The organism is Nitratireductor kimnyeongensis, assembly GCF_019891395.1.
In the GTDB taxonomy this organism is placed as follows: domain Bacteria; phylum Pseudomonadota; class Alphaproteobacteria; order Rhizobiales; family Rhizobiaceae; genus Nitratireductor; species Nitratireductor kimnyeongensis.
The window spans coordinates 1146521-1171121 of record NZ_CP078143.1 but is presented as its reverse complement, the minus strand read 5'-3'; the positions used below and the strand labels follow the sequence as shown (position 1 = coordinate 1171121).

Genomic DNA, 24601 nt, shown 5'->3' with positions numbered 1-24601 from the left:
GTTAGCTATCCCGCTTTTTCAGTGCTGTGGACAGTTTTTCCAAGGTGGCTCGCATGGCCTTCTGTTCGTCAGCCTGGGCCTCCACCCAATCACGCATCATCTGCTGCTCCTGGCGCATGTTCTTGACAAGGCCGGATATGCCCTCGGCGAGATTGGCCATGGAGGCGGTCAGGCGCGGATTAGAGGTGCCTTCCTCCTGAGCAGCACGCAGCTTGTCGGCCAGCTGTTGCATCTCTTCCGATGCGCCGTTGCGACCTTCAGACATGTCGGAGCTCAGGTCTGTGACGGAGGAGAGCCAGTTTTCGAGCTCGGTGTAGAACCGATTCTGGGCCCGGCCCGCCTGCAGGTCGAGAAAGCCGAGGATCAATGATCCGGAGAGACCGAAAAGGGAAGAGGAAAACGCGGTCCCCATCCCTTCCAACGGAGCCGACAGCCCTGATTTCAGAGCGTCCAGAACGTCGTTGGCATTGCCTGAGGCGGGGTCAAGCGACTGGATCGTGTCACCAATGGAGCCGATGGTCTGTAGCAGTCCCCAGAACGTGCCGAGCAGGCCAAGAAAGACGAGGAGTCCAATGAGATATCGCGAGATGTCCCGGCTTTCATCAAGGCGGGTCGCGATTGAATCGAGAATCGAACGCATGGAGCTGGTGGACAACGCCATGGTGGATGCACGGCTCAAAAGCGCTTTCATGGGTGCCAGAAGGACGGGATCCGAGGCGTCCGAACCGGCCCGGAAAGAATTCACCCACCGAACTTCCCGGAAAAGGCGCGTCACCTGCATGAAGGCAAGCAGAATGCCTATCAGAAGAACACCGAGAATCAGGCCGTTCAATCCGGGGTTCGTTTGAAAGGCGGAAGCGATCTGCCGGTAAAGGATGGCGGCAACGAAGCCTGCTATCGCGAGAAAAACCAGCATCGAATAGAGGAAGACCTGCGGGCTCGACAGTGTGTGCGGGTCGTAATCAAGCCCAACGGATGGTTCGGCGTCCTCACGCGATTTCAGCAAGGCCATCAGCTCCTCGTATCCATTGCGATGCGGAACCAGTGATGATTCCTGTATCGCGCGGGATTCTAATCGAAATTATGACGAAATTGAAAGCCGCATACAGCGTGTTGTCATGGACGCATCAGCTTTTATGTTGCGATAGCTCTCCCGAAGCTGGGGAGATCGCCTCTTTGAAGCTGCTTATCGTGCAGGCAGATTCTGTCTTTCGCCCCTTGACGTGCTCATCGTTAGAGGGGTGCGGATATCAGCGCCAGTGCGCGTCAGGATTTTTGAGGGGCCGGTTTGGCGAGCGTTTTCAGCAGAGCGCGATGAATGGCTTCGTTGCCGGCGACGATCTGGCCGGTGTCGAACATCTTGTCGCGGCCGTTCTTGTCGGTAACAAAACCGCCTGCCTCCCGCACAAGAATGATGCCAGCCGCCGTGTCCCAGGGGGAGAGCCATTCTTCCCAAAACCCGTCCATGCGCCCTGCCGCCACATAGGCGAGATCAAGCGCAGCCGATCCCAGCCGGCGGATACCCGCCGTTTCTCCCATGACATTGCGCAGGTCGAGAAGGGCCGTGCCATGGTGGCCGCGACCCAGATGCGGGATGCCGGTGCCGACGACCGCGTCGGAAAGCCGGTTGCGTGCTGCAACGCGCAGGCGTCGGTCGTTGAGAAAGGCGCCGCCACCGCGCTCGGCGGTGTAAAGTTCATCCATGGCCGGGTTGTAGATGACGCCGGCGACAATCTGTCCCTGACGCTCAAGCGCAATCGAGATCGAGAAGATCGGGATGCCATGCAGGAAGTTCGTGGTGCCGTCGAGCGGGTCGACAATCCAGCGGTGCTGAGGGTCGTCGCCCTCCACTGTGCCACTCTCCTCCATGAGGAAGGAATAGCCCGGGCGGGCACGCGACAGCTCCGAATGGATGATTTCCTCAGCCTTGCGGTCGGCCTGACTCACATAGTCACCGGGGCCTTTCAGCGAAACCTGCAGGTTCTGCACCTCGCCGAAATCGCGTGCGAGGGAGCGGCCTGCCTTCATGGCAGCCTGAACCATGACATTGATGATCGCCGAACGGGCCATGGGTAAAGAGCCTTTGTGACTTGAAGTTTCGGTAAGCTGGCCGGGCGGAATTATTCGCCGCGGCGCAGATAGGTGAGTTCGTTGGTGTCGACCACGATCTTCTCGCCGGCCTCGATAAAGGGCGGGACCATGACGCGTACGCCATTTTCCAGAACGGCGGGCTTATAGGAAGAGGCCGCTGTCTGACCCTTCACCACGGGATCGGCCTCTGCGATGGTAAGCGTGACCTGATCGGGAAGGGAAATGCCGATCGGCATTTCCTCGTAGAGTTCGACCGTGACGGTCATGCCGTCCTGCAGGAACGCAGCGCGATCGCCGACGAAATCCTTCTGCAATTCGAGCTGCTCATAGGTTTCGGAATCCATGAACACCAGCGCGTCTTCCTGCTCATAGAGGAAGCTGAAATCCTTCTGCTCGAGACGAACACGTTCCACAGTCTCAGCGGCGCGGAAGCGCTCGTTGAGTTTGGTGCCGTCGATCAGGTTCTTCAGTTCGACCTGGTTGTACGCGCCGCCCTTGCCGGGTTTCACAGCGTTGGTTTTTACAGCGACCCAAAGGCCGCCATTGTGCTCAATGACGTTACCGGGGCGGATTTCGTTGCCGTTGATTTTCATGTGATCGTCCTGCGGGTCTCAAGCGCGCAGTCTCGCGCAATTCGGCGCTTCCAAGACCATAAAATGCGGGTCAAGGCAAGCGGCGGGCCACATGCGGCCAAGGAAAATCTCAGCGCAGGCGGTTTGCGCGCTGGATTGCCTCTTTCATTTCCTCAGGCGTGAGACCGGCCAGGAAATCCTCGTTCTCCGGGTCAATCAGACCCGCCCGGCGAGCAGAGACATACCAGGCAGCCCCCTCAATCGTGTTTGCCTCAATCCCCACGCCGGCACGGTATAGCTTGGCGAGCCGGTTTTGTGCCGCGACATTTCCACCCTCGGCCGCTCGCTTCAACCAGCTGAACCCGGCCTCCATGTTGCGGGGGCCGCCTCTACCCTCCACGAGCCATGTGCCAAGGTCCAGTTGTGCGGTATCAAAGTTCTGTATTGCCGACTTCTCCAGCCAGTTCCTTGCGAGCTTATCATCGGTCTGCCGGCCGCCAAAGCCGTTGGCGTAAACCTGAGCCATGGCATATTGGGCATCCGCCAAACCGGCGTTGGCGGCTTTTTCGTAATAGCTCACCGCCCGCTGTTGGCTCTCGAAACTTGACTGACGGTCAAGGATGAGTTGCGCGAGGTTAAATTGGGCAAGCCGATTGCCCTTGTCGGCTGCGATCTGCATGAGTTCGAATGCGCGATCGACGTCTTTCTCGACGAAAGTCCCATCGAGCAGCATCAAAGCATACTGGAACTGCGCCTCGGGGACACCCTGCTGAGCCGCTTTCGAATACCATTCCGCCGCCTTCTTCGCGTCGCGGGGCATGCCAAGGCCACGCGCGTAGATTTCCGCGACCAGTGTCTGTGCTGCAGCATCGCCGGCCTCCGCGCGAGGGAGGGCCAAGTTGTGGGCGGTGATATAGTAGCCGCGTTGGAACGCGCCATACGCTGCGTCGGGCAGCTTGCCGAACCGATCAGGGTCGACCTGATCGACGGTGGGGGCAGAAAGGGGACGGTCGCCGGGCGGCTGCAAACGATCACTGGTCTGTAGCGCTTCGGATCCCGTCCTATCTCCGTCGGTGTTGCCGGCAGAGACGGCGGTTCCAGGGAGACCGCACAGCGTGGCTGCGAGAAGTGAAGCAGCAAGGATCCGTCCGCGCATGTCAGGTTTCCTCAGCCTGTCGTGTTGCCTTGTCGAGGAGGGAGTTGGCCTCGGAGACTGCTGCCGCCGGATCGGTGTCATCAGCAAACACGGCAGCGCAGAGCGCGGTGAAGTCCGCGCCGCTTACCGCAACGGGCTCGACGGAGGCGACGGTGTTGCCAGCCATCACGATGCACGGGATCTGGATCATCTCTGACCACCAGGTGCCAAGCGCGAGATTGCGAGGGTGCGGTTCAGGCTTGTTATCGTAACCAAATCGCCCAAAAAACATATAGTCCGGCTGCAGCTCTCCATATTGGAGGGCATCGTCGCGGGTTTTGACACCACCGGCACCGATCATCATGCGATCCTGATATTTCTCGACGATTTCGGCAAGATCCTCGAGCGAGCCCTCGAAGTGTATACCATCTGCCTTCACGCGGGCAGCGATGCGGGGAGCTCCCGCAATCATGACGGCAACATTGCGCGACTGAGCGAGCGGGGTCAGGCGCTCGGCCCGTGCCTGAAAGCTGACCTCGTCTTGTCCGTAATCGGGTATGATGAGCGAAGCAACATCGCCGGCGGCCAGCGCGGCTTCCAGATGGGCTTCGTCATTGGCAGCCGTTTCAGGCGGCGGTGCGATCAATACGAGGCGGCAGCGATTGGTCATACAGAAACTCCTCAAACCTTTTCGTGATTTGCCCGCGTGGCGAAAAGGCTCCGTCTCATTGTTTTGCACTGGCCCGCGCGGAACCCGTCGGGACCGTTTCTTGCCCGTCAATTTGGTTTGATTGCGGCATAGACGACGAGCGGGGTAAACGACAAGGAAAATTGAAGCGTTCCCTGCAAGTCTCGCCAAATCCCAGCAACGGCGCTATGAGGGGGAGACCCGACCAACGGGGCGCAGACGCGTTTCATGATTTCACTTCTTTCCGATCCGGCATTCTACTTTGCAGCGATACCTGCGGTTATCCTTGTAGGCCTCTCCAAGGGCGGGCTCGGCGGTGCCATGGCTTTGATGGGCGTGCCGATGCTGTCTCTCGTTGTCTCGCCGGTCCAGGCCGCGGCCATCCTGCTGCCGATCCTGATCGTGATGGATATTGTCTCACTTTGGGCGTGGCGGGGTTATAGGGACCGCAGGACGCTGTGGATCATGCTGCCTGGAGCCTTCGTGGGGATCGCCATTGGCTGGGCGACGGCGGCCATTGTGACGGAAGCCCATGCGCGTCTGATCGTCGGTCTGGTGACACTTGCTTTCTTTCTTCGATGGGTCTTCGAGAAACTGGCCGGGCGGGTGCACATTGCGGAGCAAAGCAGGCCGCGCGGCATGTTCTGGGGTGGGGTGGCCGGCTTTACCAGCTTTGTCGCGCACGCTGGCGGTCCGCCTTATCAGGTCTATGCTCTGCCGCTGAGGCAGGATCCGCGTGTCTACACGGGGACGAGTGTGGTGTTCTTCGCCATCGTCAATGCAGTGAAGCTTATTCCCTATTTCGCGCTCGGCCAGTTCGACCGCTCCAACCTGATGGCCTCGCTGATGCTAATCCCGGTTGCGCCGCTGGCCACGCTTGTCGGCGTGTGGCTGATCAAACGAATGAAGCCTTCGGTCTTTTATCCGTTCATGTATGTGATGGTTCTGATCGTCTCTCTGAAGCTGATTCACGACGGGGTTTCTGATCTCATGGGATGGTGACGACCTCCCGGACCTATGCTTTATAAGTCAAAAACTGCGGGAGGATGTTTGTGACCGGGAACGCATATGATCGGGATCTCGACAGGAATCCCGCCAATTTTCAGCCGCTGACACCGCTCGTGCTTCTGGAGCGCGCCGCGAAGGTCTTTCCAGACGAGGTGGCGATCATTCACGGCAATGCGCGCGTAACCTATGCGCGCTTCTGGGACCGGTCGCTCCGGCTGGCCTCAGCGCTCGCCAGCCATGGTATAAGTAAGGGCGATACCGTGACGGTGATGCTCTCCAACACACCGCCGATGCTCGAGGCGCATCACGGCGTGCCGATGACGAAAGCGGTGGTGCATTCGCTGAACACGCGGCTCGATGCGGCCGTCATCGCCTTTCAGCTCGATCATGCCGAGACGAAGGTGGTGATTGTCGACCGGGAGTTCTCCGCGGTGATGAAGGAGGCGCTGGCGCTGGCCGAGGTCCAGCCGCTGGTGATCGATTATGACGATCCTGAATATCCGGACGATGCGCCCTATCCCAAGGGGGAGCGTATCGGCAGCCTGGATTACGAGGCGTTCGTAGCATCGGGGGATGCGGGCTTTGCCTGGTCCATGCCGGACGACGAGTGGGATGCAATTGCGCTGAATTACACGTCGGGTACAACCGGCAATCCCAAGGGCGTGGTCTATCACCATCGCGGGGCGGCGTTGATGGCCTATGCGAACACGGTGCATGCGGCGCTTGCGCGGGGCTCGGTCTATTTGTGGACGCTGCCGATGTTCCACTGCAATGGATGGTGCTTTCCGTGGACGCTGGCACTGACGGCCGGTACGCATGTGTGTCTGCGATGGGTGCGCGCGAAGCAGATGTACGATGCGATCGCCGATCATCGCGTCACGCATCTTTGCGGTGCGCCGGTGGTCATGTCGGCGTTGCTCAACGCGCCCGAAACCGAAAAGCGGGGCTTTTCGCACACGGTAACGTTCAACACCGCCGCGGCGCCACCGCCCGAGACCGTGCTCTCCGCGATGGCCGAGGCGGGCTTCGCCGTGACCCATCTTTATGGGTTGACGGAAACCTATGGGCCCGCAGTGGTGAATGAATGGAAGGGCGCGTGGGACGCACTTGACGGGGCCGGGCAGGCGGCGCGCAAAGCACGTCAGGGTGTACGCTATGCGGCGCTCGAGGGACTGACCGTGATGGATCCGGAGACGATGATCGAAACCCCGCATGATGGCGAGACGATCGGCGAGGTGATGTTTCGCGGCAACATCGTGATGAAGGGCTATCTGAAGAACCCGCAAGCGACGGATGACGCCTTTGCCGGCGGGTGGTTCCACTCCGGTGATCTGGGGGTCATGCATCCGGATGGGTATATCCAGCTCAAGGATCGCTCGAAGGACATCATCATCTCAGGCGGCGAGAATATTTCGTCCATCGAGGTGGAGGATGCGCTTTACAAGCATCCATCCGTTGCAGCCTGCGGGGTGGTGGCAAAAGCGGATGAGAAATGGGGCGAAACGCCTGTTGCCTTCGTGGAGCTGAAGCCGGGAAGAACGGTGAGTGCGGAGGAGATCATCGCGCATTGCCGTTCGCTGCTGGCGCATTTCAAGTGTCCGAGGACGGTCGTTTTTTCTGAAATTCCGAAGACGTCCACGGGGAAAATCCAGAAGTTTCGTCTGCGGGAACAGGCCAAAGATCTACCGTGATCCGGTGACGATTGCTGGAATTCGTTTCAAGAAACAGCACGAGCGTTAACCGACCATTAAGCATTACACGTGTTTACTGTGTGTATCCAGTGATCTGGATTCTTACCGAGTGGCTAGAGCCATTCTGTTTGACGCCTCCCTGTTTAAACTCCTGAGAGCCGCCTTTGCGGCTCTTTTTTTGTCCAAATTCACTGTTAACCCTTCGTTAAGGAAGAACTTGCCAACAGCTGTGCACAAGCCCATTCTTGAGTGACGTGCCGGCATTGAGAGTCAGGCGCACTTGTGATTGAACGCATTAACCGGCGGTGGCCGGAACAATTGTATCTGGTGGGGCGTAGGCACAATGATTGAAAACGGGAACGGTCGCGCGACCACGATCAAGCTGGCCGAGCAGCGCGTGTTCTCGGATTCGTTCAAACCCCTCTATAATCAGGGAATGAGCCTGGTGGAGGAAGCCGCGGAATATCTCGACGGTGATGGGCGTGCCGATGCAAAGCATCTAACGCGTGCTGGCGCTACACTCTACGCGGCTGAATCGATGCGGTTGACGACGCGCCTCATGCAGCTTGCCTCATGGCTTCTTCTGCAGCGGGCTGCCAATTCTGGCGAGATGACCCGTGAGCAGGTGGCGGCGGAAAAATCCAAGGTGCGCCTCGACACGCACTCACCGCAGGAACAGGCGCCGGGCTGGTCGGACCTTCCGGACAAATTTCAGAGCCTTGTCGTGCGCTCCATGCGGCTTCAGGATCTGGTCCGCCGGATGGATGAAGAGATATATGGTGGCGAGCCGGTCCGGGCTGAAGGGACGGATATTTTCAGCAACAACCCGGTTTACGAGCAGATCACCTTGTTGAAGACAGCATTTGGCCATCGCTGAACAGCCAGCCAAACAGTATCTCGGTCAGTGGCAATGCGATGAGCGCTGAGGCGATGATGAGCGTGAAGGCGATGCGGCGGTAGGTCGTGTCGCTGGCGATGCCGTAGAGTTTTCCACCGATGAGCAGGCTGAACATATAGGGTGGGATCATCAACACCCCCAGCATCACGCGCGAATGCTCGAACAGGCCGGCAGCCCACAAATTCCCAGCCGAGAAGATTTCCGAAATCAGGAAAAGCGTCATCAGATTCGCGCGGACAATCGCGACCGGTAGCGTTGACGCCATCCAGTATATGATGACGGGCGGGCCGGGGATGGCGGCGATGCCTGACAGGGTTCCCGCTATGGCGCCAATGCCAAAGGAGAGAGGCAGGCTTCGCGGGCCATGATAGCGCCAGCCGCTGCGCAGGGTAAGCGCGCAGGCCAGAATGATCATGCAGATGATCCAGCGCAGAACGGTTTCGTCTCCATTCTTCAGTATATACACCCCAAGCGGAACGAACAGCGCCAGTCCCGCGAGCACCGGTAGAACCTCACGCCAGCGGGCAAGCTTCACCACGGGAAGCGCCACGGGAAGGGTGGGCAGCGAATCGATGATGACGAGCAGAACCACCGCCGTGACAGGATCGTAGAGTGCTCCGGCGATCGGGGCGACGATCAGGCCAGTGCCAAAACCCGACAGCCCACGCACCACGCCGGCCACCAGCACGGTGGCGGTCAGAAGGGCAAGGCTGAGGTCGATATCAGGCAGCGGTCCAGCTCCGGAAAGGCATTTGGCGAACGGCGATCCTTCTCGCATGTCGCTTGCGCGTGGCAATGGGCCTGCCCACGGCTATGTTAGTGCCATGAACACACCGATTCGCATTCTTGGCATCGACCCGGGGCTCCGGCGTACAGGCTGGGCCATCGTCGATGCGCAGGGCAATTCCCTGCGCTTTGTTGGCGCTGGCACCGTGACCTCCGACGGCAAGGCCGATCTGGCCTCCAGACTGTGCCAGTTGCATGATGGTCTGGACGCCGTTTTGCACGACCACCGACCAGATGAAGCCGCGGTGGAAGCGACCTTCGTCAACAAGGATGCGTCCGCGACGCTGAAACTTGGCCAGGCGCGGGGCATTGCCATGCTGGTGCCAGCGCGGGCCGGGCTGCCGGTGGCCGAATACGCGCCCAACGCGGTCAAGAAGACCGTGATTGGGGTTGGCCATGGCGACAAGAAACAGATCCACATGATGGTGAAGGTGCTGATGCCGAAGGCGCGCTTCGATACGGACGATGCGGCGGATGCGATCGCCATTGCCATCTGTCATGCCCATCACAGGCAATCCGCCACCTCCCGACTGGCCATGGAAGCACTCAAATGATCGGTAAACTGAAGGGCATCATCGACGAGATCGCCGAAGACCACTGCATCATCGATGTGGGTGGCGTCGGATACGTCGCCTATTGTCCGGCGCGTACGCTCGCGGCGCTCGACAGCGAGGGGACGGCGGTTACGCTGTTCATCGAGACCTATGTGCGCGAGGACATGATCCGGCTCTATGGCTTCCGCACCGCGTTGGAGCGCGAATGGTTCCGCCTGTTGCAGAACAATGTGCAGGGCGTGGGAGCCAAGGTGGCGCTTTCGGTGCTTTCGACACTTTCGGCTTCGGAACTGGCCAATGCGATTGCGCTCAAGGATGCGGCCACCGTGGCGCGCGCGCCGGGCGTGGGCAAGAAGGTCGCCGAACGGATCGTGACTGAACTGAAGAGCAAGGCGCCTGCCTATGCGGGCGAGGCGACCGGCACGATTGGCCTGAAGCAGGAACTGGGTGAGGGGGCAGCACCTGCTCCGGTCGCCGATGCCGTCTCGGCCCTGTCCAATCTCGGCTATTCGCGTGATGTGGCGGCGAATGCGGTTGCTGCCGCGATGAAGGCGGCGGGTGAGGGCGCTGATGCCGGCACGCTGATCAGGCTTGGCCTGAAGGAACTGGCGCGGTAGTCAGGGCCACGTTTGCCCTTTGTGCCTCTGGTGGTTGTGAAATGGAAACCTGCGAATGACGGATGGCGAGAGGCTGATTGCAGCCGACAAGCGCGGTGAGGATCTGGATTCGACGATGCGTCCGCAGTCGCTGGACGATTTCGTCGGGCAGAAGGCGGCGCGCGCCAATCTAAAAGTGTTCATCGAGGCGGCGCGCGGGCGTGGCGAGGCACTGGATCACGTGCTGTTTGTCGGGCCGCCCGGCCTGGGAAAGACCACGCTGGCGCAGATCATGGCGCGCGAACTGGGAGTAAATTTCCGTTCCACCTCTGGCCCGGTAATCGCCAAGGCGGGTGATCTGGCGGCGCTTTTGACCAATCTCGAAGAGCGCGACGTGCTTTTTATCGATGAAATTCATCGGCTGAATCCCGCCGTGGAGGAAATCCTCTATCCGGCGATGGAGGATTTTCAGCTCGACCTCATCATTGGCGAGGGGCCGGCCGCGCGCTCGGTGAAGATCGACCTTGCCAAGTTCACGCTGGTGGCGGCGACGACGCGGCTTGGCCTTCTGACGACGCCGCTGCGTGACCGTTTCGGCATTCCCGTACGGCTCGATTTCTACACCGTGGACGAATTGCAATCGATCGTGACACGCGGCTCGCGCATTCTTGGGCTGCCATTGGCTGCGGACGGGGCCGAGGAAATCGCACGAAGGGCGCGAGGCACCCCGCGCATAGCCGGGCGCCTGTTGCGCCGGGTGCGCGATTTCGCCACTGTGGCGGGCGCAAGCGAAGTGACGCGGAAGGTGGCCGACGAGGCGCTGTCGCGGCTGGAAGTCGACGCGCTCGGTCTCGACCAACTCGACCGACGCTACCTCACGATGATCGTGGAGAACTTCGGTGGCGGGCCGGTGGGTATCGAGACGATTGCGGCGGCGCTTTCGGAACCGCGCGACGCGATTGAAGACATTATCGAACCCTATCTGATCCAGCAGGGCTTCATTCAGCGCACACCACGCGGGCGTGTGCTGGCGGCCAGGGCATGGCGTCACATGGGGCTCCAACCCCCGAAAGAACTGGCGGAAGCCCAGATCAGCTTGTTTCAGGAGGGGAATGGGGAATGAATGCCGCTGCTGACGGGAATTTGAACGTCGGGCTTTCGGGTGAACTGACCGATTTCGGACATCGGCTCGTGGCGCGGGTCTATTTTGCCGACACGGATTTCACTGGGGTGGTCTACCATGCGCGGTATCTCGAATTTCTGGAACGGGGCCGTTCGGATTTTCTGCGGCTCGCGGGTGTGCACCACACCGAACTGGCTGATGGCAAGCATGGCGAGGTGCTTTCCTGGGTCGTGCGGCGCATGGAGATCGATTTTCGACAGCCCGCCCGTGTGGACGATATCGTGACGGTGGAGACACGCACGGAGACGATTTCCGGCGCGCGCATCCAGATGGCGCAACGGCTCCTTCGTGGCGAGGATGTGCTGGTGGAAGCGAAGGTCGAAGCGGCGATCATCGGTTCATCGGGACGACCGCGGCGGTTTCCGAAAGAGTGGATCGCCGCCTTCAAGCCAAAGGGTGCATGAGCCCCCTCGGCAGGTGCTCTTTTCCACTCAGCACCGTTCCCAAACGGAATCCGCGGTCACAGTCCTATTTCCTAACGCTTAATTAACCATAACGGTTCATGAAGAAAACCATGAAATCCGTAGCGAATCCGTGCGCCTTCCTTTCACCAAAATTTACCGGATAAAGGGGCGTTGAAGCATCTTGCGGGGACGCCTCGGATCGGACGTAGGCAACGGCACGCAAGCAGGGGCGCGGCCGAGACCGAGATGTACGCCGCCCTGATCTTAAGAGGATGTTGATCCATGGAAAGTGTTACGCTCGCCGCACCGGGTGGGGAGTTGTCGATCTGGGCTCTGTTCTGGCAGGCAGGCTGGGTAGTCAAGCTGGTCATGATCGGTCTGCTTGTCGCATCGGTCTGGACCTGGGCGATCATCGTTGACAAGCTGATTGCCTATGCGCGGATGCGCACGGCTCTCAATCGTTTCGAAAAGACCTTCTGGTCGGGCCAGTCGCTCGAGGAACTCTATCGTGCGCTTTCGGAACGCAAGACAACCGGCATGGGCTCGATTTTCGTGGCTGCCATGCGGGAATGGAAAAAAAGCTTCGAGAAAGGCGCGCGCTCGCCTATCGGACTGCAGACACGCATCGACAAGGCTATGGACCTGGCGTTGACGCGCGAGATGGAGCGGCTCGAGAGCCGGCTCGGCTTCCTTGCCTCGATTGGCTCGGCGGCCCCATTTATCGGTCTGTTCGGCACGGTGGTCGGTATCATGACCTCCTTCCAGGCGATTGCCGGTTCCAAATCCACCAATCTGGCTGTTGTGGCGCCGGGTATCGCTGAGGCGCTTCTGGCCACGGCCATCGGCCTTCTGGCCGCCATTCCAGCGGTTATCGCCTACAACAAGCTGTCATCGGACGCGGGCAAGCTCGCTGGCAGGATGGAAGGGTTTGCGGACGAATTTTCGACCATTCTCTCGCGGCAGATCGACGAGAAGGTCGCCGCCAAGGCGGCTTAGGAGCGCACAATGGGTATGTCAGTCGGATCGGCGGGCGGAAGAAACGGACGGAGGCGTGGCCGCCGCGGTTCGCGTACGGGCCTGATCTCCGAGATCAACGTGACGCCTTTCGTGGACGTGATGCTGGTGCTGCTCATCATTTTCATGGTGGCGGCGCCGCTTCTGACGGTCGGTGTTCCGATCGATCTCCCTGAAACGCAGGCCAAGGCGCTGAACTCCGAGACGCAGCCGATCACGGTTTCGGTCAACAATGAGGGCCAGATCTACCTGCAGGAGACCGAGGTGCCGATCGAAGAAGTGGTGCCGAAGCTGCAGGCGATTGCGCGCTCGGGCTATGACGAACGCATTTATGTGCGCGGCGACCGAGCGGCCGATTATGGCACCGTGATGCGGGTAATGGCGCGTATTTCCGCCGCCGGATATCGCAATCTGGGCCTGGTCACGCTGCAGGAAGAAGGCAATTGACCGAATGAAGGCGGGTCTCGTTACATCGGTGACCATGCATGCGGCGCTGCTGGGTTTCGGCCTGTTCTCGCTGTCGGCACCCCGCGCCTTTGAGGTGGCGGATGTCGAAGCGCTGCCCGTCGATATCATCCCGATAGAATCGATGACGCAGATTCAGGAAGGCGACAGGAAGGCGGCACTCTCGGAGAAGCCGGCACCGACACCGACAAAGCGTCCGGATCCCGTCGAAAACGCGCAGAACACCGGCGACAATGATGTCGATCTGAAAACGCCGCCGACCCCAGAACCGCGCAACCGCGAAGTGGAGAAAACGGCCGAGCCGCCGCCGGCTCCCAAACCCACGCCCAAGCCCGAACCGAAGCCCGAACCGGAGCAACAGCAGGCGGCCGCTGAACCGACGCCCGTGCCGGCGACAGAAGTGCGGCCAGACCCGCAGCCCAAGCAGGAGGTTAAGCCGGATCCCGCGCCTGAGGAGACCGTGGTGGCGGAAGCGCCTGAAGCGACCGAGAGCGTGGCGTTGCCAAACAGCGCTCCGGTGCCGCAATCGCGGCCGCAGCCGCCAAAGGCGAGCACGGCCAAGGCGCCTGAGCGGAAGGACGCTGACAAGCCGGCACAGAAAACCGCTTCCAAGCCAAAATCAGAGAATTCCGACGATCTTTTTGATGAGGTTGCGGCGCTCCTGAACAAGGACAAGGCATCTGGCGGAGGTGCAAAGCGCTCGCAAGAGCAAGCGTCTCTCGGCGGCAGCCGAAGCACACCGGGCGAGAAGCTTTCACAGAGCGAAATGGATGCTTTGCGTGGCCAGATTCAGCGCTGCTGGAACGTGCCCGCCGGGGCGCTGGATGCGGAAAATCTCAAGGTTTCCGTCCAGATGAAACTTGATCCGAGCGGGAACATCGAAGGCAGTCCGCGCATTATTGCCGGCGGCAATGGCACCATGGTGGAGCGCGCGGCGGCGGAATCCGCCAGGCGTGCCGTCCTGCAGTGTGCGCCTTACAATCTGCCGGCGGCAAAATACGATACCTGGTCCGAAGTCATCGTCCACTTCGATCCAAGCGACATGTTTTAACCTGAGCACCATTCGCAAGGCGATGGGGGCTTGAGCCTAACCAAAGCGGGAGAGGCAGGAGCAAATGCAGATGATCATGAGAGCGACCTTCCTGATCGCGACGCTGGTCGCGGGGCTTGGTGTTGCGGTGCTGCCGGCACGGGCAGTCGTCGAGATCGACATCAACAAGGGTGTGGTCGAACCGTTGCCGATAGCCATCACGGAATTTATCTCCGCGGATGGACAAGGGGCGGAAATCGCCAGCGTCATCGAAGCCGATTTGCGGCGTTCCGGCCTGTTCGCGCCCATCGAGAAGGGCGCGTTCATCGAGAAGATTTCCAATCCGGATGCGGCACCGCGGTTTCAGGACTGGACGGTGATCAATGCGCAGGCGCTGGTGACCGGTAAGGTTACCGAAACACCCGACGGGCGCCTGCGTGCGGAGTTCCGACTGTGGGACACTTATGCCGGCCAACAGCTGATCGGTGAGCAGTTCTTCACCAGCAAGGACAAATGGCGGCGCGTGGCGCACATCATTGCAGACGCGATTTACCAGCGTCTCACGGGTGAGACCGGATACTTCGATACGCGCATTGTTTATGTGGATGAATCCGGCCCGCGCAACAACCGTGTCAAGCGTTTGGCTATCATGGATCAGGACGGGGCGAACCAGCGCTTCCTGACAGATGGGCGCTCCATCGTGTTGACGCCGCGTTTCTCGCCGACGCGCCAGGAAATCACCTACATGTCATATGAGAGCGGTCAGCCGCAGGTTTATCTTCTGCAACTGGAAACCGGCCAGCGGGAGCTTGTCGGCAATTTCCCCGGTATGACCTTTGCGCCGCGTTTCTCACCCAACGGCCAGCAGATCGTGATGAGCCTTTTGAGGGACGATGGAAACTCGAACATCTTTGCCATGGATCTCAGAAGCCGCAACACCACACGGCTGACGACCTCCAATGCGATCGACACATCGCCCTCCTTCTCGCCGGACGGGTCACAGATCGTGTTTACCTCGGACCGGGGCGGGCGGGCGCAGATTTACGTCATGAGCGCCGGGGGCGGGGACGCGAAGCGCATTTCATTTGGCGATGGAACCTATTCCACGCCGGTCTGGTCGCCGCGTGGCGATTTGATCGCCTTCACCAAACAGACGGGCGGTCAATTTCAGATCGGTGTCATGCGCACCGACGGTTCCGGCGAACGCATTCTGTCCTCCGGCTTCCTTCAGGAAGGGCCGACCTGGGCGCCCAATGGCCGTGTGATCATGTTCTTCCGCCAGCCGGCCGGCTCGGCCGGACCGCAGCTCTATTCGATCGACCTCACGGGTCGCAACGAGCAGAAAATTCCGACCGCGAACTATGGCTCGGACCCGGCATGGTCGCCGCTTTTGGAATAGGAATCGCGGCGGCTTCTGCCGGATTCGCCGCGTTTCCGCCGTATTTTGAGCTAGTTTGCGCGAAATAACGGCTCTGATTTGTACCGATAGGGGTTTGTTAACCGCGTTTCTTGAGGGGTCCTTAACGCCAACGTGGTTACTGATCGTTGAACAAAATATCTCTAATCTGAAGGAGAGGTGGCAATGCTGTCGATTGCAGCTATCGCCAAAAACCCGGTTGGCATCGCACTGGTAGCGGCTCTTGCCCTGGCTGGTTGCGCTAACAAGCAGGTCCCCAACAATGCTGCCGATATTGGCCTTGGCGGCGCAGGCGGTCCTCCCGGATCGCAGCAGGAATTCACCGTTAGCGTCGGCGACCGGATATTCTTCGACCTCGATTCGTCGGTCATCCGTGCGGATGCGCAGCAGGTTCTGACGCGCCAGGCACAGTGGCTGAACAAGTACACGAATTATTCGATCACCGTGGAAGGCCATGCGGACGAACGTGGTACGCGTGAATACAACCTTGCGCTGGGTGCCCGCCGTGCGGCTTCTGCGCGCGACTTCCTCGTTGCGCAGGGTGTGGCCGCCAATCGCATTCGCACCATCTCCTACGGCAAGGAACGTCCGGTCGCGACCTGCGACGACATCTCCTGCTGGTCGCAGAACCGCCGTGCGGTCACTGTGCTGAATGGTGGCAGCAGCTAAGCTTCCGCACCCAACAATGAACAAAGCCGCGCTGGACGATGTCCGCGCGGCTTTTTGTTACAACAAGCCGGGTTCTCAGCGGTTTGCAGCGTCGCGGATCGCCGCGATGTTCTGGGTGTAGGCTTCTTCACCATCCCCCTTGAACACAGCGGAGCCGGCGACGAGCACATTGGCGCCGGCGGCGGCCAGTTGCCCCGCATTTTCAGGTGAGACGCCGCCATCGATCTCGATGTCGATGGGACGCTCTCCGATCATGGCCTTGATACGGCGTACCTTTTCGACCACGGAAGGGATGAACGCCTGGCCGCCGAAACCGGGATTAACGGTCATCAGGAGCACAAGGTCGAGCTCATCGAGCACATATTCGATGACATTCTCCGGAGTGGACGGATTGAGCGAAACGCCGGCCTTCTTCCCAAGGTTTCGGATCGTCTGGAGCGATCGGTGGAGATGAGGACCTGCTTCTGCATGGACGGTGATGACGTCGCAGCCGGCATCGGCGAAGGCTGCGAGGAAAGGGTCCGCCGGCGTGATCATCAAATGGCAGTCGAACACCTTGTCGGTGCGGTCGCGGATGGATTTGATGATGGGTGGGCCGAAGGTGATGTTGGGGACGAAATGACCGTCCATCACATCGAGGTGGATCCAGTCAGCGCCTGCCTTGGCGACGGTTTCGACCTCGTCGCCGAGACGAGAGAAGTCGGAAGCGAGAATGGAAGGGGCGATGAGCGTGTTACGCGCGGTCATGGCGGTTTCCCGGAACGATGAGACTGGCTTGCCCTAACGCCTCCGCCTCTGCTTGTCGAGGTGCTTACAGATGCGTGACCATGCGGTGCGAGGACGGATGGACGAGGTGGGCGAGCGTGATGGGTTCGCCCTTCATCCAAGTGATGCGTTCGCCGATGAAGACCGGATCGCCTTCCCGAATCTGCAACAGGGAGGCTTCATCGGCACTGGCCGCTCCGGCCATGAACGTGAATTCCGCATTGGAGAAAGGGGCGTGGCCCACAAGCCATTCGTTTGGCCCCATCAGCGTGAAATCGGCCGTGCGTGCATCGGGAACGGTGTTCAGATTGATCCAGCGATCCTCGAATTGGTAGGGAACCCGGTCGGCCAAATGGAGGCAGCGCACATGCAGCATGTTCGCCTTTGAAAGCAGGCTAAGGCGTGCGCAGATGACTTCAGGTGCATCGGCCTCTTCAGCGCTTAGTAGCCGGTATTGATATTCAGAACCACGCCCTTCGATCTCCTGGCGGATGCGTGGGATCACGAAGCGGGCTTCACGCACCGGATGAAGTGCCACGCGGGTGCCCGCACGACGCTTGCGTTCGAGAATACCGGCGCGGGCGAGTTCCTGCAGGGCCCGATTGACCGTGGCGCGGGCGGCGCCGAATTCCTCTGCCAGCGCCTCCTCGCCGGGTATCAGCGTTCCCGGCAACCAGACTCTTTCGGCTATGCGCCGGGAAAGTTCGTCTCGGATCGTGCGGAATGAGGCGCGTTTGCTGGTCACAGCTGCTCCATCAGTTTTTGGAGTGCTCTTGCATAGCGTGCTGCAATCGCCTCGCGTTCAATGTGATGGCCCTCCCGCACGCAATGGCGACCTGCCGACCACACGTCGCGCACAGCAGAGTTGTCCCCCGTAAAGAGCCAGACGTCCAATGGGGCGTCATCGTAGGCACCCTCTACAAATCCGGCTTGGTCGAGGGCGATCATGTCGGCCCAATGTCCGGGCGCGATGGCGCCGGACTGCCTGCCGAGCGCCTGCGCCCCTCCGGCCAAAGCGGCATCAAAAAGCGTGCGACCACAAGACTGCCCGTGCTCTGCGAGCACAACACGGGCGGTGTCACGCAGACGCTGAGAATACTCCAACTGGCGCAACTCCTCAGCGACGCTGATGCGAATGTTGGAGTCGGAGCCGACGCCTAGTCTGCCACCGGCCTGCCGGTACCGCGGGCCATTGAATATACCGTCACCCAGATTGGCTTCGGTGACGGGGCAAAGGCCGGCAACAGCGCCGGTTTCGGCGAGATTGGCGGTTTCTTCATCGGTCATATGGGTGCAATGGATCAGACACCAGCGCTGGTCGACCGGACAATTGTCGAGCAGCCATTCCACCGGACGCTGACCGTAAGCTGCCGATACTTCGTCGATCTCGGGCAACTGTTCCGCAATGTGCATGTGAAGCGGCCCATCTGGGCGCATGGCCTGTGCCTCGCGCAGGTCATCTGGGCCGACGGCGCGCAGGGAATGCGGCGCAACACCCAGATGCGCATCTGCCGACAGATTTGCCACGCAGTCTTCAGCGCGGACTAGCAGCTTCTGGAATTGCTCCAGATCGTTGCCAAAACGCCTCTGCCCGCCCTGAAGCGGGCGTTGGTCGACGCCGCCATAGCGATACAGGACTGGCAGGAGAGTGAGGCCGATCCCTGTCTGGTTTGCCGCAGCAGCGATGCGCTCAGACAGTTCGCCGATATCGCTATATGCAGTGCCGCCCGGCTGGTGGTGAACATAGTGGAATTCGGCCACCGCGGCGAAACCGGCTTCCTGCATTTCCATGAAGGCGAAAGCGGCGACCGCCTCTATATCGTCCGGTGATAGCAGGTCGAGAAACCGGTACATGATCTCGCGCCAGGTCCAGAAACTGTCGCGGCCAGCCGGCCCACGCCGTTCCGCCAGACCTGCCATTGCGCGCTGGAATGTATGACTGTGCAGGTTGCTCATGGCTGGCAGAAGTAGCGGGACCTGAGTGGTCCTGCCATTGTGGGGCCGGGTGTTTGCCGTGACGGCGCTGATACGGCCTGAATCACCAAGTTCTACAAGCACGTCCTTCTGCCAACCGCTTGGTGTGAGGGCATTCTGCGCAAAAACGGCTTGCATGAAGCAACAATCCTGGATTAGTTATGTCTATACATATGTGAATAATAGTAGACAATAATTCGCACCCAGGCAATATGCCCTGCAAAAAGGAGGGAGGGATCTTCCTGTCATGACGCAGAGTATCATTAGCGGTATCCGATTGGCGAGCATGTGCGAGGGTGCCGCGCCATACGGTCTGATCGAGAACGGGGCCATCGCGATAAACGATGGCAGGATCGCCTGGTCGGGAGCGCTGAACGATCTGCCGGAACCATATGCCGGGTGGGAAAGAACAGATTTTGGTAGGCGGCTGGTCACACCGGCGCTCGTGGATTGTCACACTCATATTGTCTTTGGCGGAAATCGCGCGAAAGAATTCGAAATGCGCCTTGAGGGCGCAAGCTATGAAGAGGTGGCACGGGCTGGAGGCGGTATCGTCTCCACCGTTTCGGCCACCCGCGCGATGAGTGAGGATGCGCTGGTCGAGGATGCGCTGAAGCGTCTCGACGCGCTTTTGGCCGAAGGTGTGGCAACGGTTGAAGTGAAGTCCGGCTACGGGCTGACCGTTGAGGACGAGCTGAAGATGCTGCGCGCTGCGCGCCGTCTGGAAGCGTTGCGCCCCGTGCGAATCAAGACGAGCTATCTCGCAGCCCATGCGGTTCCCGCCGAGTATCGCGGCAAGGAAGACGTCTATATTGACGAGGTCGTGCTTCCGGGTATGGAGGCCGCGCAGGCCGAGGGATTGGCTGATGCGGTTGACGGGTTCTGCGAAGGGATTGCCTTTTCGCCCGAACAGATGGGGCGGGTGTTCGACAAGGCAAAGTCGCTCGATCTGCCTGTGAAGCTGCATGCCGAACAGCTTTCCAATCTGGGTGGTGCAAAAATGGCGGCCTCTTATGGCGCCATGTCGGCCGATCATCTGGAATATCTGGATGAAGACGGCGTTGCGGCCATGGCCGCGGCGGGAACGGTGGCCGTGCTCTTGCCCGGCGCATTCTACACCTTGCGCGAGACGCAATATCCACCGCTGGCCGCGCTCCGGAAGCATCGGGTGCGGATGGCGGTTGCGACGGATTGCAATCCCGGCTCCTCGCCGCTCGCCTCCCTGCTTTTGACCATCAACATGGCCTGCACGCTTTTCCGCATGACACCGGAGGAAGCTCTGGCGGGTGCCACGCGCGAAGGCGCGCGGGCGTTGGGTCTGGCCGATGAGATCGGCACGATCGAGCCCGGCAAGCGCGCCGAGATCGCCATCTGGGATGCAGAGCACCCGGCCGAGCTTGCCTATCGCATTGGCTTCAATCCGCTTCATTGTCGCATTGCAGGAGATTTCGCATGACGCTTGTTCTGACTCCAGGTGCGGTGACGATCCAGGATTTGGAGCAGATCTGGCGTGATGGCACGCCTGTCCGTCTTGACAAAAGCTGCCACGCGGGCGTGGAAGCGGCGGCTGCGCGAATAGATCAGATCGCGCGTGGCAATGCGGCTGTTTATGGTGTGAACACCGGTTTCGGAAAACTCGCTAGCGTGAGTATTCCACCGCACGATGTGGAGACGCTTCAACGAAATCTCATCCTCTCGCATTGCTGCGGCGTTGGCGCGCCTCTGGGTGAAAACATCGTGCGGCTGATCATGTCGTTGAAACTGCTTTCGCTGGGCCGTGGTGCATCCGGCGTGCGCATGGACCTGGTAAAGCTGCTCGAGGAAATGCTGGCGCGCGGTGTTGTACCGGTGATCCCGGAAAAGGGCTCGGTTGGCGCCTCGGGCGATCTAGCTCCGCTTGCACATATGGCTGCTGCCATGATGGGCGAGGGCGAGGCCTTTTTTGACGGCGCACGGCTTTCCGGCGGCGAGGCTCTGCGCAGGGCCGGGCTCACGCCGGTCGTGCTGAAGGCCAAGGAAGGGCTGGCGCTGATCAATGGCACGCAGGTTTCGACCGCGCTGGCGCTGACCGGGCTGTTCCGGGCGCATCGCGCGGCGCGCTCCGCACTCATCACCGGCGCGCTGTCCACGGATGCCGCAATGGGGTCTTCCGCACCTTTCCACCCTGAAATTCATACGCTGCGAGGCCATCAAGGACAGATCGATACGGCGGCAGCTCTGTGGGCTTTGCTCGAAGGCTCGCAGATCCGCGAAAGCCATCTGGAAGGCGATGAGCGGGTGCAGGACCCCTATTGCATTCGCTGCCAGCCGCAGGTGGATGGCGCGTGCCTTGATCTCTTGCGTCAGGCGGCACGCACGTTGACCATCGAGGCCAATGCGGTGACCGACAATCCGCTGGTCTTGTCCGATGGCACCGTGGTTTCGGGCGGTAATTTCCATGCCGAGCCGGTGGCGCTGGCCGCCGACCAGATTGCCCTTGCCATCTGCGAGATCGGCGCAATTGCCCAGCGGCGCATTGCGCTTCTGGTCGATCCGGCGTTGAGCTTCGGTCTTCCTGCATTTCTGGCGAAGAAGCCGGGACTGAATTCCGGTTTGATGATTGCCGAAGTGACCTCGGCAGCGCTGATGAGCGAGAACAAGCAGATGTCACATCCGGCATCCGTGGATTCGACGCCGACTTCCGCCAATCAGGAAGACCATGTCTCCATGGCCTGCCACGGCGCTCGGCGGCTTATCCCGATGACGGAGAATCTCTTTGGCATTATCGGCATCGAGGCGGTTACGGCGGCGCAGGGGATCGATTTTCGCGCTCCGCTTAAAACCAGTGCGGCCCTTTCGGCCGCCCATGGGGCGATCCGACAGGCGGTGCCTGATCTGGAGGAGGATCGCTATCTGGCATCCGATCTGGAGCGGGCCATCGAACTCGTAGGTTCCGGCGCATTGAATGCCAGCATTCCCGGAAGCATTCTGCCTGAATTGAGGAGTGAGGTTTGATGGTAAAGATGGATTCTATTGCGATGGCGCTCGCCCCTCACCCTTACCCTCTCCCCGCCTGCGGGGAGAGGGAGGCATCCACGTCGCGGCCAGCTTCCTTCTCCCTGCGTGCGGGGAGAAGGTGCCGGCAGGCGGATGAGGGGCGGGCGCCATCATCGGAGGCCCACCCATGACCCCTGTTGAAGTGCATCAGGGTTCTTCGCCCGTCATTCTGGGCTTGCCGCACACGGGCACCTATGTGCCGGAGGCGATCAAGGCCCGGCTAAACGAACAGGGCCAGCTTCTGACCGATACGGACTGGCATGTGCACAGGCTTTATGATGGCCTGATTGACAGCGTGACCACCGTGCGGGCGACATTCCACCGCTATGTGATCGATGCCAATCGCGACCCTTCTGGCGATAGCCTCTATCCGGGTCAAAACACGACCGGTCTTGTGCCGTTGACGGATTTCGACAATCGCCCGATCTGGCGCGAAGGAGATGAGCCGACGGCTGAGGATACCGCACAGCGGCTTGAGGCCTTCCATGCACCCTATCATGCCGCGCTCGAAGCCGAGATTGCGCGGGTGAGGGCGCTGCATGGCGTTGCGATCCTCTATGATTGCCATTCCATCCGCTCCAACTGCCCATTCCTGTTTGAGGGGCCATTGCCGGATTTCAACATCGGCACCAATCACGGCAAGACCTGTGCACCGGAAATCGAGAAGGTGACAGCGGGTATCTGCGCTGCGGCGGACGGTTATTCGAGCGTTCTGAACGGGCGGTTTCTCGGTGGCTGGACGACGCGACACTACGGCAGACCGGAGCGGGGTGAACACGCCATCCAGATGGAACTGGCGCAGGCGACGCATCTGAAAAGCGAGGCTGTGCCGTTCGACTATGACGAAGACAAAGCGGCGCGCCTGCGCCCGCATCTCAAAGCCATTCTGGCGCGACTTGCAGAGGTCGCGCCGACCTTGAAGGGGGAGTGAAACATGACCAATCCGCGTCACAACATACGTGAAGTTCGCGCGCCACGCGGGGCCGATCTGAATGCCAAGGCCTGGACGACGGAAGCCCCGCTCCGGATGTTGATGAACAATCTCGATCCCGATGTGGCCGAGAACCCGAATGAATTGGTGGTCTATGGCGGGATCGGGCGGGCAGCGCGAACCTGGGACGATTTCGACCGCATTGCCGCGACCCTCAAGACACTTGATGAGAACGAGACGCTGCTCGTCCAGTCGGGCAAGCCGGTCGGTGTTTTCCGCACCCACAAGGATGCGCCGCGCGTTTTGATCGCCAATTCCAACCTGGTGCCGCACTGGGCGAACTGGGATCATTTCAACGAGCTCGATAAGAAGGGTCTGATGATGTACGGCCAGATGACGGCCGGCTCATGGATCTATATCGGCTCGCAGGGCATCGTGCAGGGCACCTATGAGACCTTTGTCGAGGCTGGCCGCCAGCATTATGGCGGGGACCTCAAAGGCAAGTGGATCCTGACCGCAGGTCTTGGTGGCATGGGCGGCGCGCAGCCGCTGGCGGCCGTGATGGCCGGCGCGTGTTGTCTCGCCATCGAGTGTGATGAGACCCGCATCGATTTCCGCATCCGCACCCGCTATGTCGACGAAAAGGCCCAGACGCTGGACGAGGCTCTGGAAATGATCGACCGCTGGACGAAGGCAGGGGAGGCGAAGTCCGTCGGTCTTGTAGGCAATGCGGCGGAGATCGTGCCGGAACTGGTGCGGCGCGGCGTGAAGCCGGACATGGTGACCGACCAGACTTCCGCGCATGATCCGGTGAACGGCTATCTGCCCAAGGGCTGGACCGTCGCGGAATGGCGGGAGAAACGCGAGAGCGATCCGAAGGCAGTGGAAAAGGCAGCGCGTGCCTCCATGCGCGAGCATGTGGAAGCCATGGTTGCTTTCTGGAACGAAGGCATCCCGACGCTCGACTATGGCAACAATATCCGCCAGGTGGCGCTGGAGGAGGGGCTGGAGAACGCCTTTGCCTTCCCCGGTTTCGTGCCGGCCTATATCCGCCCGCTCTTCTGCCGTGGTGTCGGCCCGTTCCGCTGGGCAGCGCTTTCCGGCGATCCGGAGGACATTTACCGCACCGATGAGAAGGTGAAGGAGCTTCTGCCCGACAATGAGCATCTGCATCGCTGGCTTGACATGGCGAGGGAGCGCATTGCGTTCCAGGGTCTGCCAGCGCGCATTTGCTGGGTGGGGCTGGGCGATCGGCATCGCCTCGGCCTCGCCTTCAACGAAATGGTGGCGAAGGGCGAACTGAAGGCGCCGGTGGTGATCGGCCGCGATCATCTGGATTCGGGGTCCGTGGCCTCGCCCAACCGCGAGACCGAGGCCATGAAGGACGGTTCGGATGCCGTGTCCGACTGGCCGCTGCTCAATGCGCTGCTCAACTGTGCCTCAGGCGCAACCTGGGTGTCGTTGCATCATGGCGGCGGCGTGGGGATGGGCTTCTCGCAGCATTCGGGCATGGTGATCTGTGCCGACGGCACGGAGGATGCGGCACGCCGCCTTGAGCGTGTGCTGTGGAACGATCCGGCAACGGGTGTGATGCGTCATGCTGACGCGGGCTATGACATTGCGCTCGACTGGGCCAAGGAAAAGGGCTTGCGACTGCCGGGGATTCTGGGAAATTAGCAAGACAACGAGAAGAG

At 60.6% G+C, this 24601-nt stretch carries 25 protein-coding genes; 16 read left to right on the top strand and 9 right to left on the bottom strand.

What is annotated here, in order from left to right; genetic code table 11:
* Position 1: 1 nt before the first annotated feature.
* The 5 genes from KW403_RS05510 to KW403_RS05490 all read right to left on the bottom strand — a co-directional run bounded on the left by KW403_RS05510 (position 2) and on the right by KW403_RS05490 (position 4468).
* Positions 2-1012, bottom strand: a complete 1011-nt coding sequence (locus KW403_RS05510; protein WP_223021735.1) for a MotA/TolQ/ExbB proton channel family protein — start codon at positions 1010-1012, stop codon at positions 2-4.
* Between the two features lie 254 nt (positions 1013-1266).
* Complete coding sequence (locus tag KW403_RS05505) at positions 1267-2070, bottom strand: inositol monophosphatase family protein (RefSeq protein ID WP_223021734.1); 804 nt, start codon at positions 2068-2070, stop codon at positions 1267-1269.
* A gap of 50 nt (positions 2071-2120) precedes the next feature.
* On the bottom strand, positions 2121-2684 hold the full coding sequence (gene efp, locus KW403_RS05500; protein ID WP_223021733.1) for an elongation factor P: 564 nt from the start codon (positions 2682-2684) through the stop codon (positions 2121-2123).
* Positions 2685-2793: 109 nt separating this feature from the next.
* The gene (locus KW403_RS05495) at positions 2794-3819 is read right to left on the bottom strand and encodes a tetratricopeptide repeat protein (protein ID WP_223021732.1); all 1026 of its coding nucleotides are present in this window, start codon (positions 3817-3819) and stop codon (positions 2794-2796) included.
* Between the two features lies 1 nt (position 3820).
* On the bottom strand, positions 3821-4468 hold the full coding sequence (locus KW403_RS05490) for a thiamine phosphate synthase (RefSeq protein WP_223021731.1): 648 nt from the start codon (positions 4466-4468) through the stop codon (positions 3821-3823).
* Between the two features lie 246 nt (positions 4469-4714).
* Here KW403_RS05490 and KW403_RS05485 point away from each other — a divergent pair, with 246 nt between their 5' ends.
* The 3 genes from KW403_RS05485 (at position 4715) to rcdA (ending at position 8062) form a co-directional block, all read left to right on the top strand.
* Positions 4715-5488 (top strand): sulfite exporter TauE/SafE family protein, encoded by a 774-nt coding sequence (locus KW403_RS05485; protein WP_223021730.1) that lies wholly within the window; start codon positions 4715-4717, stop codon positions 5486-5488.
* Positions 5489-5532: 44 nt separating this feature from the next.
* Positions 5533-7185 carry an acyl-CoA synthetase gene (locus KW403_RS05480; RefSeq protein ID WP_223021729.1) on the top strand — a complete coding sequence of 551 codons (1653 nt, stop codon included), beginning with the start codon at positions 5533-5535 and terminating at the stop codon, positions 7183-7185.
* A gap of 343 nt (positions 7186-7528) precedes the next feature.
* Positions 7529-8062, top strand: a complete 534-nt coding sequence (gene rcdA, locus KW403_RS05475; protein ID WP_223021728.1) for a protease adaptor protein RcdA — start codon at positions 7529-7531, stop codon at positions 8060-8062.
* On the opposite strand, the gene KW403_RS05470 is transcribed toward rcdA, so the two are convergent.
* On the bottom strand, positions 8028-8861 hold the full coding sequence (locus tag KW403_RS05470; protein ID WP_246637904.1) for a sulfite exporter TauE/SafE family protein: 834 nt from the start codon (positions 8859-8861) through the stop codon (positions 8028-8030). The two genes, rcdA and KW403_RS05470, sit on opposite strands and share 35 nt — an antisense overlap.
* A gap of 46 nt (positions 8862-8907) precedes the next feature.
* Here KW403_RS05470 and ruvC point away from each other — a divergent pair, with 46 nt between their 5' ends.
* From ruvC to pal, 9 genes are all read left to right on the top strand, one after another.
* On the top strand, positions 8908-9423 hold the full coding sequence (gene ruvC / locus KW403_RS05465) for a crossover junction endodeoxyribonuclease RuvC (RefSeq protein WP_223021727.1): 516 nt from the start codon (positions 8908-8910) through the stop codon (positions 9421-9423).
* Positions 9420-10040, top strand: coding sequence for a Holliday junction branch migration protein RuvA (gene ruvA / locus KW403_RS05460; protein ID WP_223021726.1), 621 nt, complete (start codon positions 9420-9422; stop codon positions 10038-10040). The genes ruvC and ruvA overlap by 4 nt, the downstream gene beginning before the upstream one ends.
* Positions 10041-10095: 55 nt before the next feature.
* The gene (gene ruvB, locus KW403_RS05455; protein ID WP_223021725.1) at positions 10096-11142 is read left to right on the top strand and encodes a Holliday junction branch migration DNA helicase RuvB; all 1047 of its coding nucleotides are present in this window, start codon (positions 10096-10098) and stop codon (positions 11140-11142) included.
* Positions 11139-11606: a tol-pal system-associated acyl-CoA thioesterase gene (gene ybgC, locus KW403_RS05450; RefSeq protein ID WP_223021724.1), complete on the top strand. Its 468-nt coding sequence runs from the start codon at positions 11139-11141 to the stop codon at positions 11604-11606. The genes ruvB and ybgC overlap by 4 nt, the downstream gene beginning before the upstream one ends.
* 282 nt (positions 11607-11888) lie before the next feature.
* Positions 11889-12602: a protein TolQ gene (gene tolQ / locus KW403_RS05445; protein ID WP_065818145.1), complete on the top strand. Its 714-nt coding sequence runs from the start codon at positions 11889-11891 to the stop codon at positions 12600-12602.
* Between the two features lie 9 nt (positions 12603-12611).
* Positions 12612-13067 (top strand): protein TolR, encoded by a 456-nt coding sequence (gene tolR, locus KW403_RS05440; protein ID WP_223021723.1) that lies wholly within the window; start codon positions 12612-12614, stop codon positions 13065-13067.
* Between the two features lie 4 nt (positions 13068-13071).
* Positions 13072-14136 (top strand): hypothetical protein, encoded by a 1065-nt coding sequence (locus KW403_RS05435; protein ID WP_223021722.1) that lies wholly within the window; start codon positions 13072-13074, stop codon positions 14134-14136.
* Between the two features lie 70 nt (positions 14137-14206).
* Positions 14207-15514 (top strand): Tol-Pal system beta propeller repeat protein TolB, encoded by a 1308-nt coding sequence (gene tolB / locus KW403_RS05430; protein WP_246637903.1) that lies wholly within the window; start codon positions 14207-14209, stop codon positions 15512-15514.
* Between the two features lie 183 nt (positions 15515-15697).
* Complete coding sequence (gene pal / locus KW403_RS05425; RefSeq protein WP_223021720.1) at positions 15698-16201, top strand: peptidoglycan-associated lipoprotein Pal; 504 nt, start codon at positions 15698-15700, stop codon at positions 16199-16201.
* Positions 16202-16276: 75 nt separating this feature from the next.
* Here pal and rpe read toward each other — a convergent pair whose 3' ends face one another.
* From rpe to KW403_RS05410, 3 genes are all read right to left on the bottom strand, one after another.
* Complete coding sequence (rpe, locus tag KW403_RS05420; protein ID WP_223021719.1) at positions 16277-16948, bottom strand: ribulose-phosphate 3-epimerase; 672 nt, start codon at positions 16946-16948, stop codon at positions 16277-16279.
* Between the two features lie 64 nt (positions 16949-17012).
* Positions 17013-17711, bottom strand: coding sequence for a histidine utilization transcriptional repressor HutC (locus KW403_RS05415; protein WP_223021718.1), 699 nt, complete (start codon positions 17709-17711; stop codon positions 17013-17015).
* Positions 17708-19078: a formimidoylglutamate deiminase gene (locus KW403_RS05410; protein WP_223021717.1), complete on the bottom strand. Its 1371-nt coding sequence runs from the start codon at positions 19076-19078 to the stop codon at positions 17708-17710. The genes KW403_RS05415 and KW403_RS05410 overlap by 4 nt, the downstream gene beginning before the upstream one ends.
* Positions 19079-19187: 109 nt before the next feature.
* Here KW403_RS05410 and hutI point away from each other — a divergent pair, with 109 nt between their 5' ends.
* The 4 genes from hutI (at position 19188) to hutU (ending at position 24584) form a co-directional block, all read left to right on the top strand.
* Positions 19188-20396, top strand: a complete 1209-nt coding sequence (gene hutI, locus KW403_RS05405) for an imidazolonepropionase (RefSeq protein WP_223021716.1) — start codon at positions 19188-19190, stop codon at positions 20394-20396.
* A complete protein-coding gene (hutH, locus tag KW403_RS05400) occupies positions 20393-21934 on the top strand; it encodes a histidine ammonia-lyase (RefSeq protein ID WP_223021715.1) in 1542 nt (513 codons plus the stop codon). The genes hutI and hutH overlap by 4 nt, the downstream gene beginning before the upstream one ends.
* A gap of 169 nt (positions 21935-22103) precedes the next feature.
* The gene (hutG, locus tag KW403_RS05395; RefSeq protein ID WP_223021714.1) at positions 22104-22907 is read left to right on the top strand and encodes an N-formylglutamate deformylase; all 804 of its coding nucleotides are present in this window, start codon (positions 22104-22106) and stop codon (positions 22905-22907) included.
* A 3-nt stretch (positions 22908-22910) separates the two neighbouring features.
* The gene (gene hutU / locus KW403_RS05390; RefSeq protein ID WP_223021713.1) at positions 22911-24584 is read left to right on the top strand and encodes a urocanate hydratase; all 1674 of its coding nucleotides are present in this window, start codon (positions 22911-22913) and stop codon (positions 24582-24584) included.
* Positions 24585-24601 lie beyond the last annotated feature (17 nt).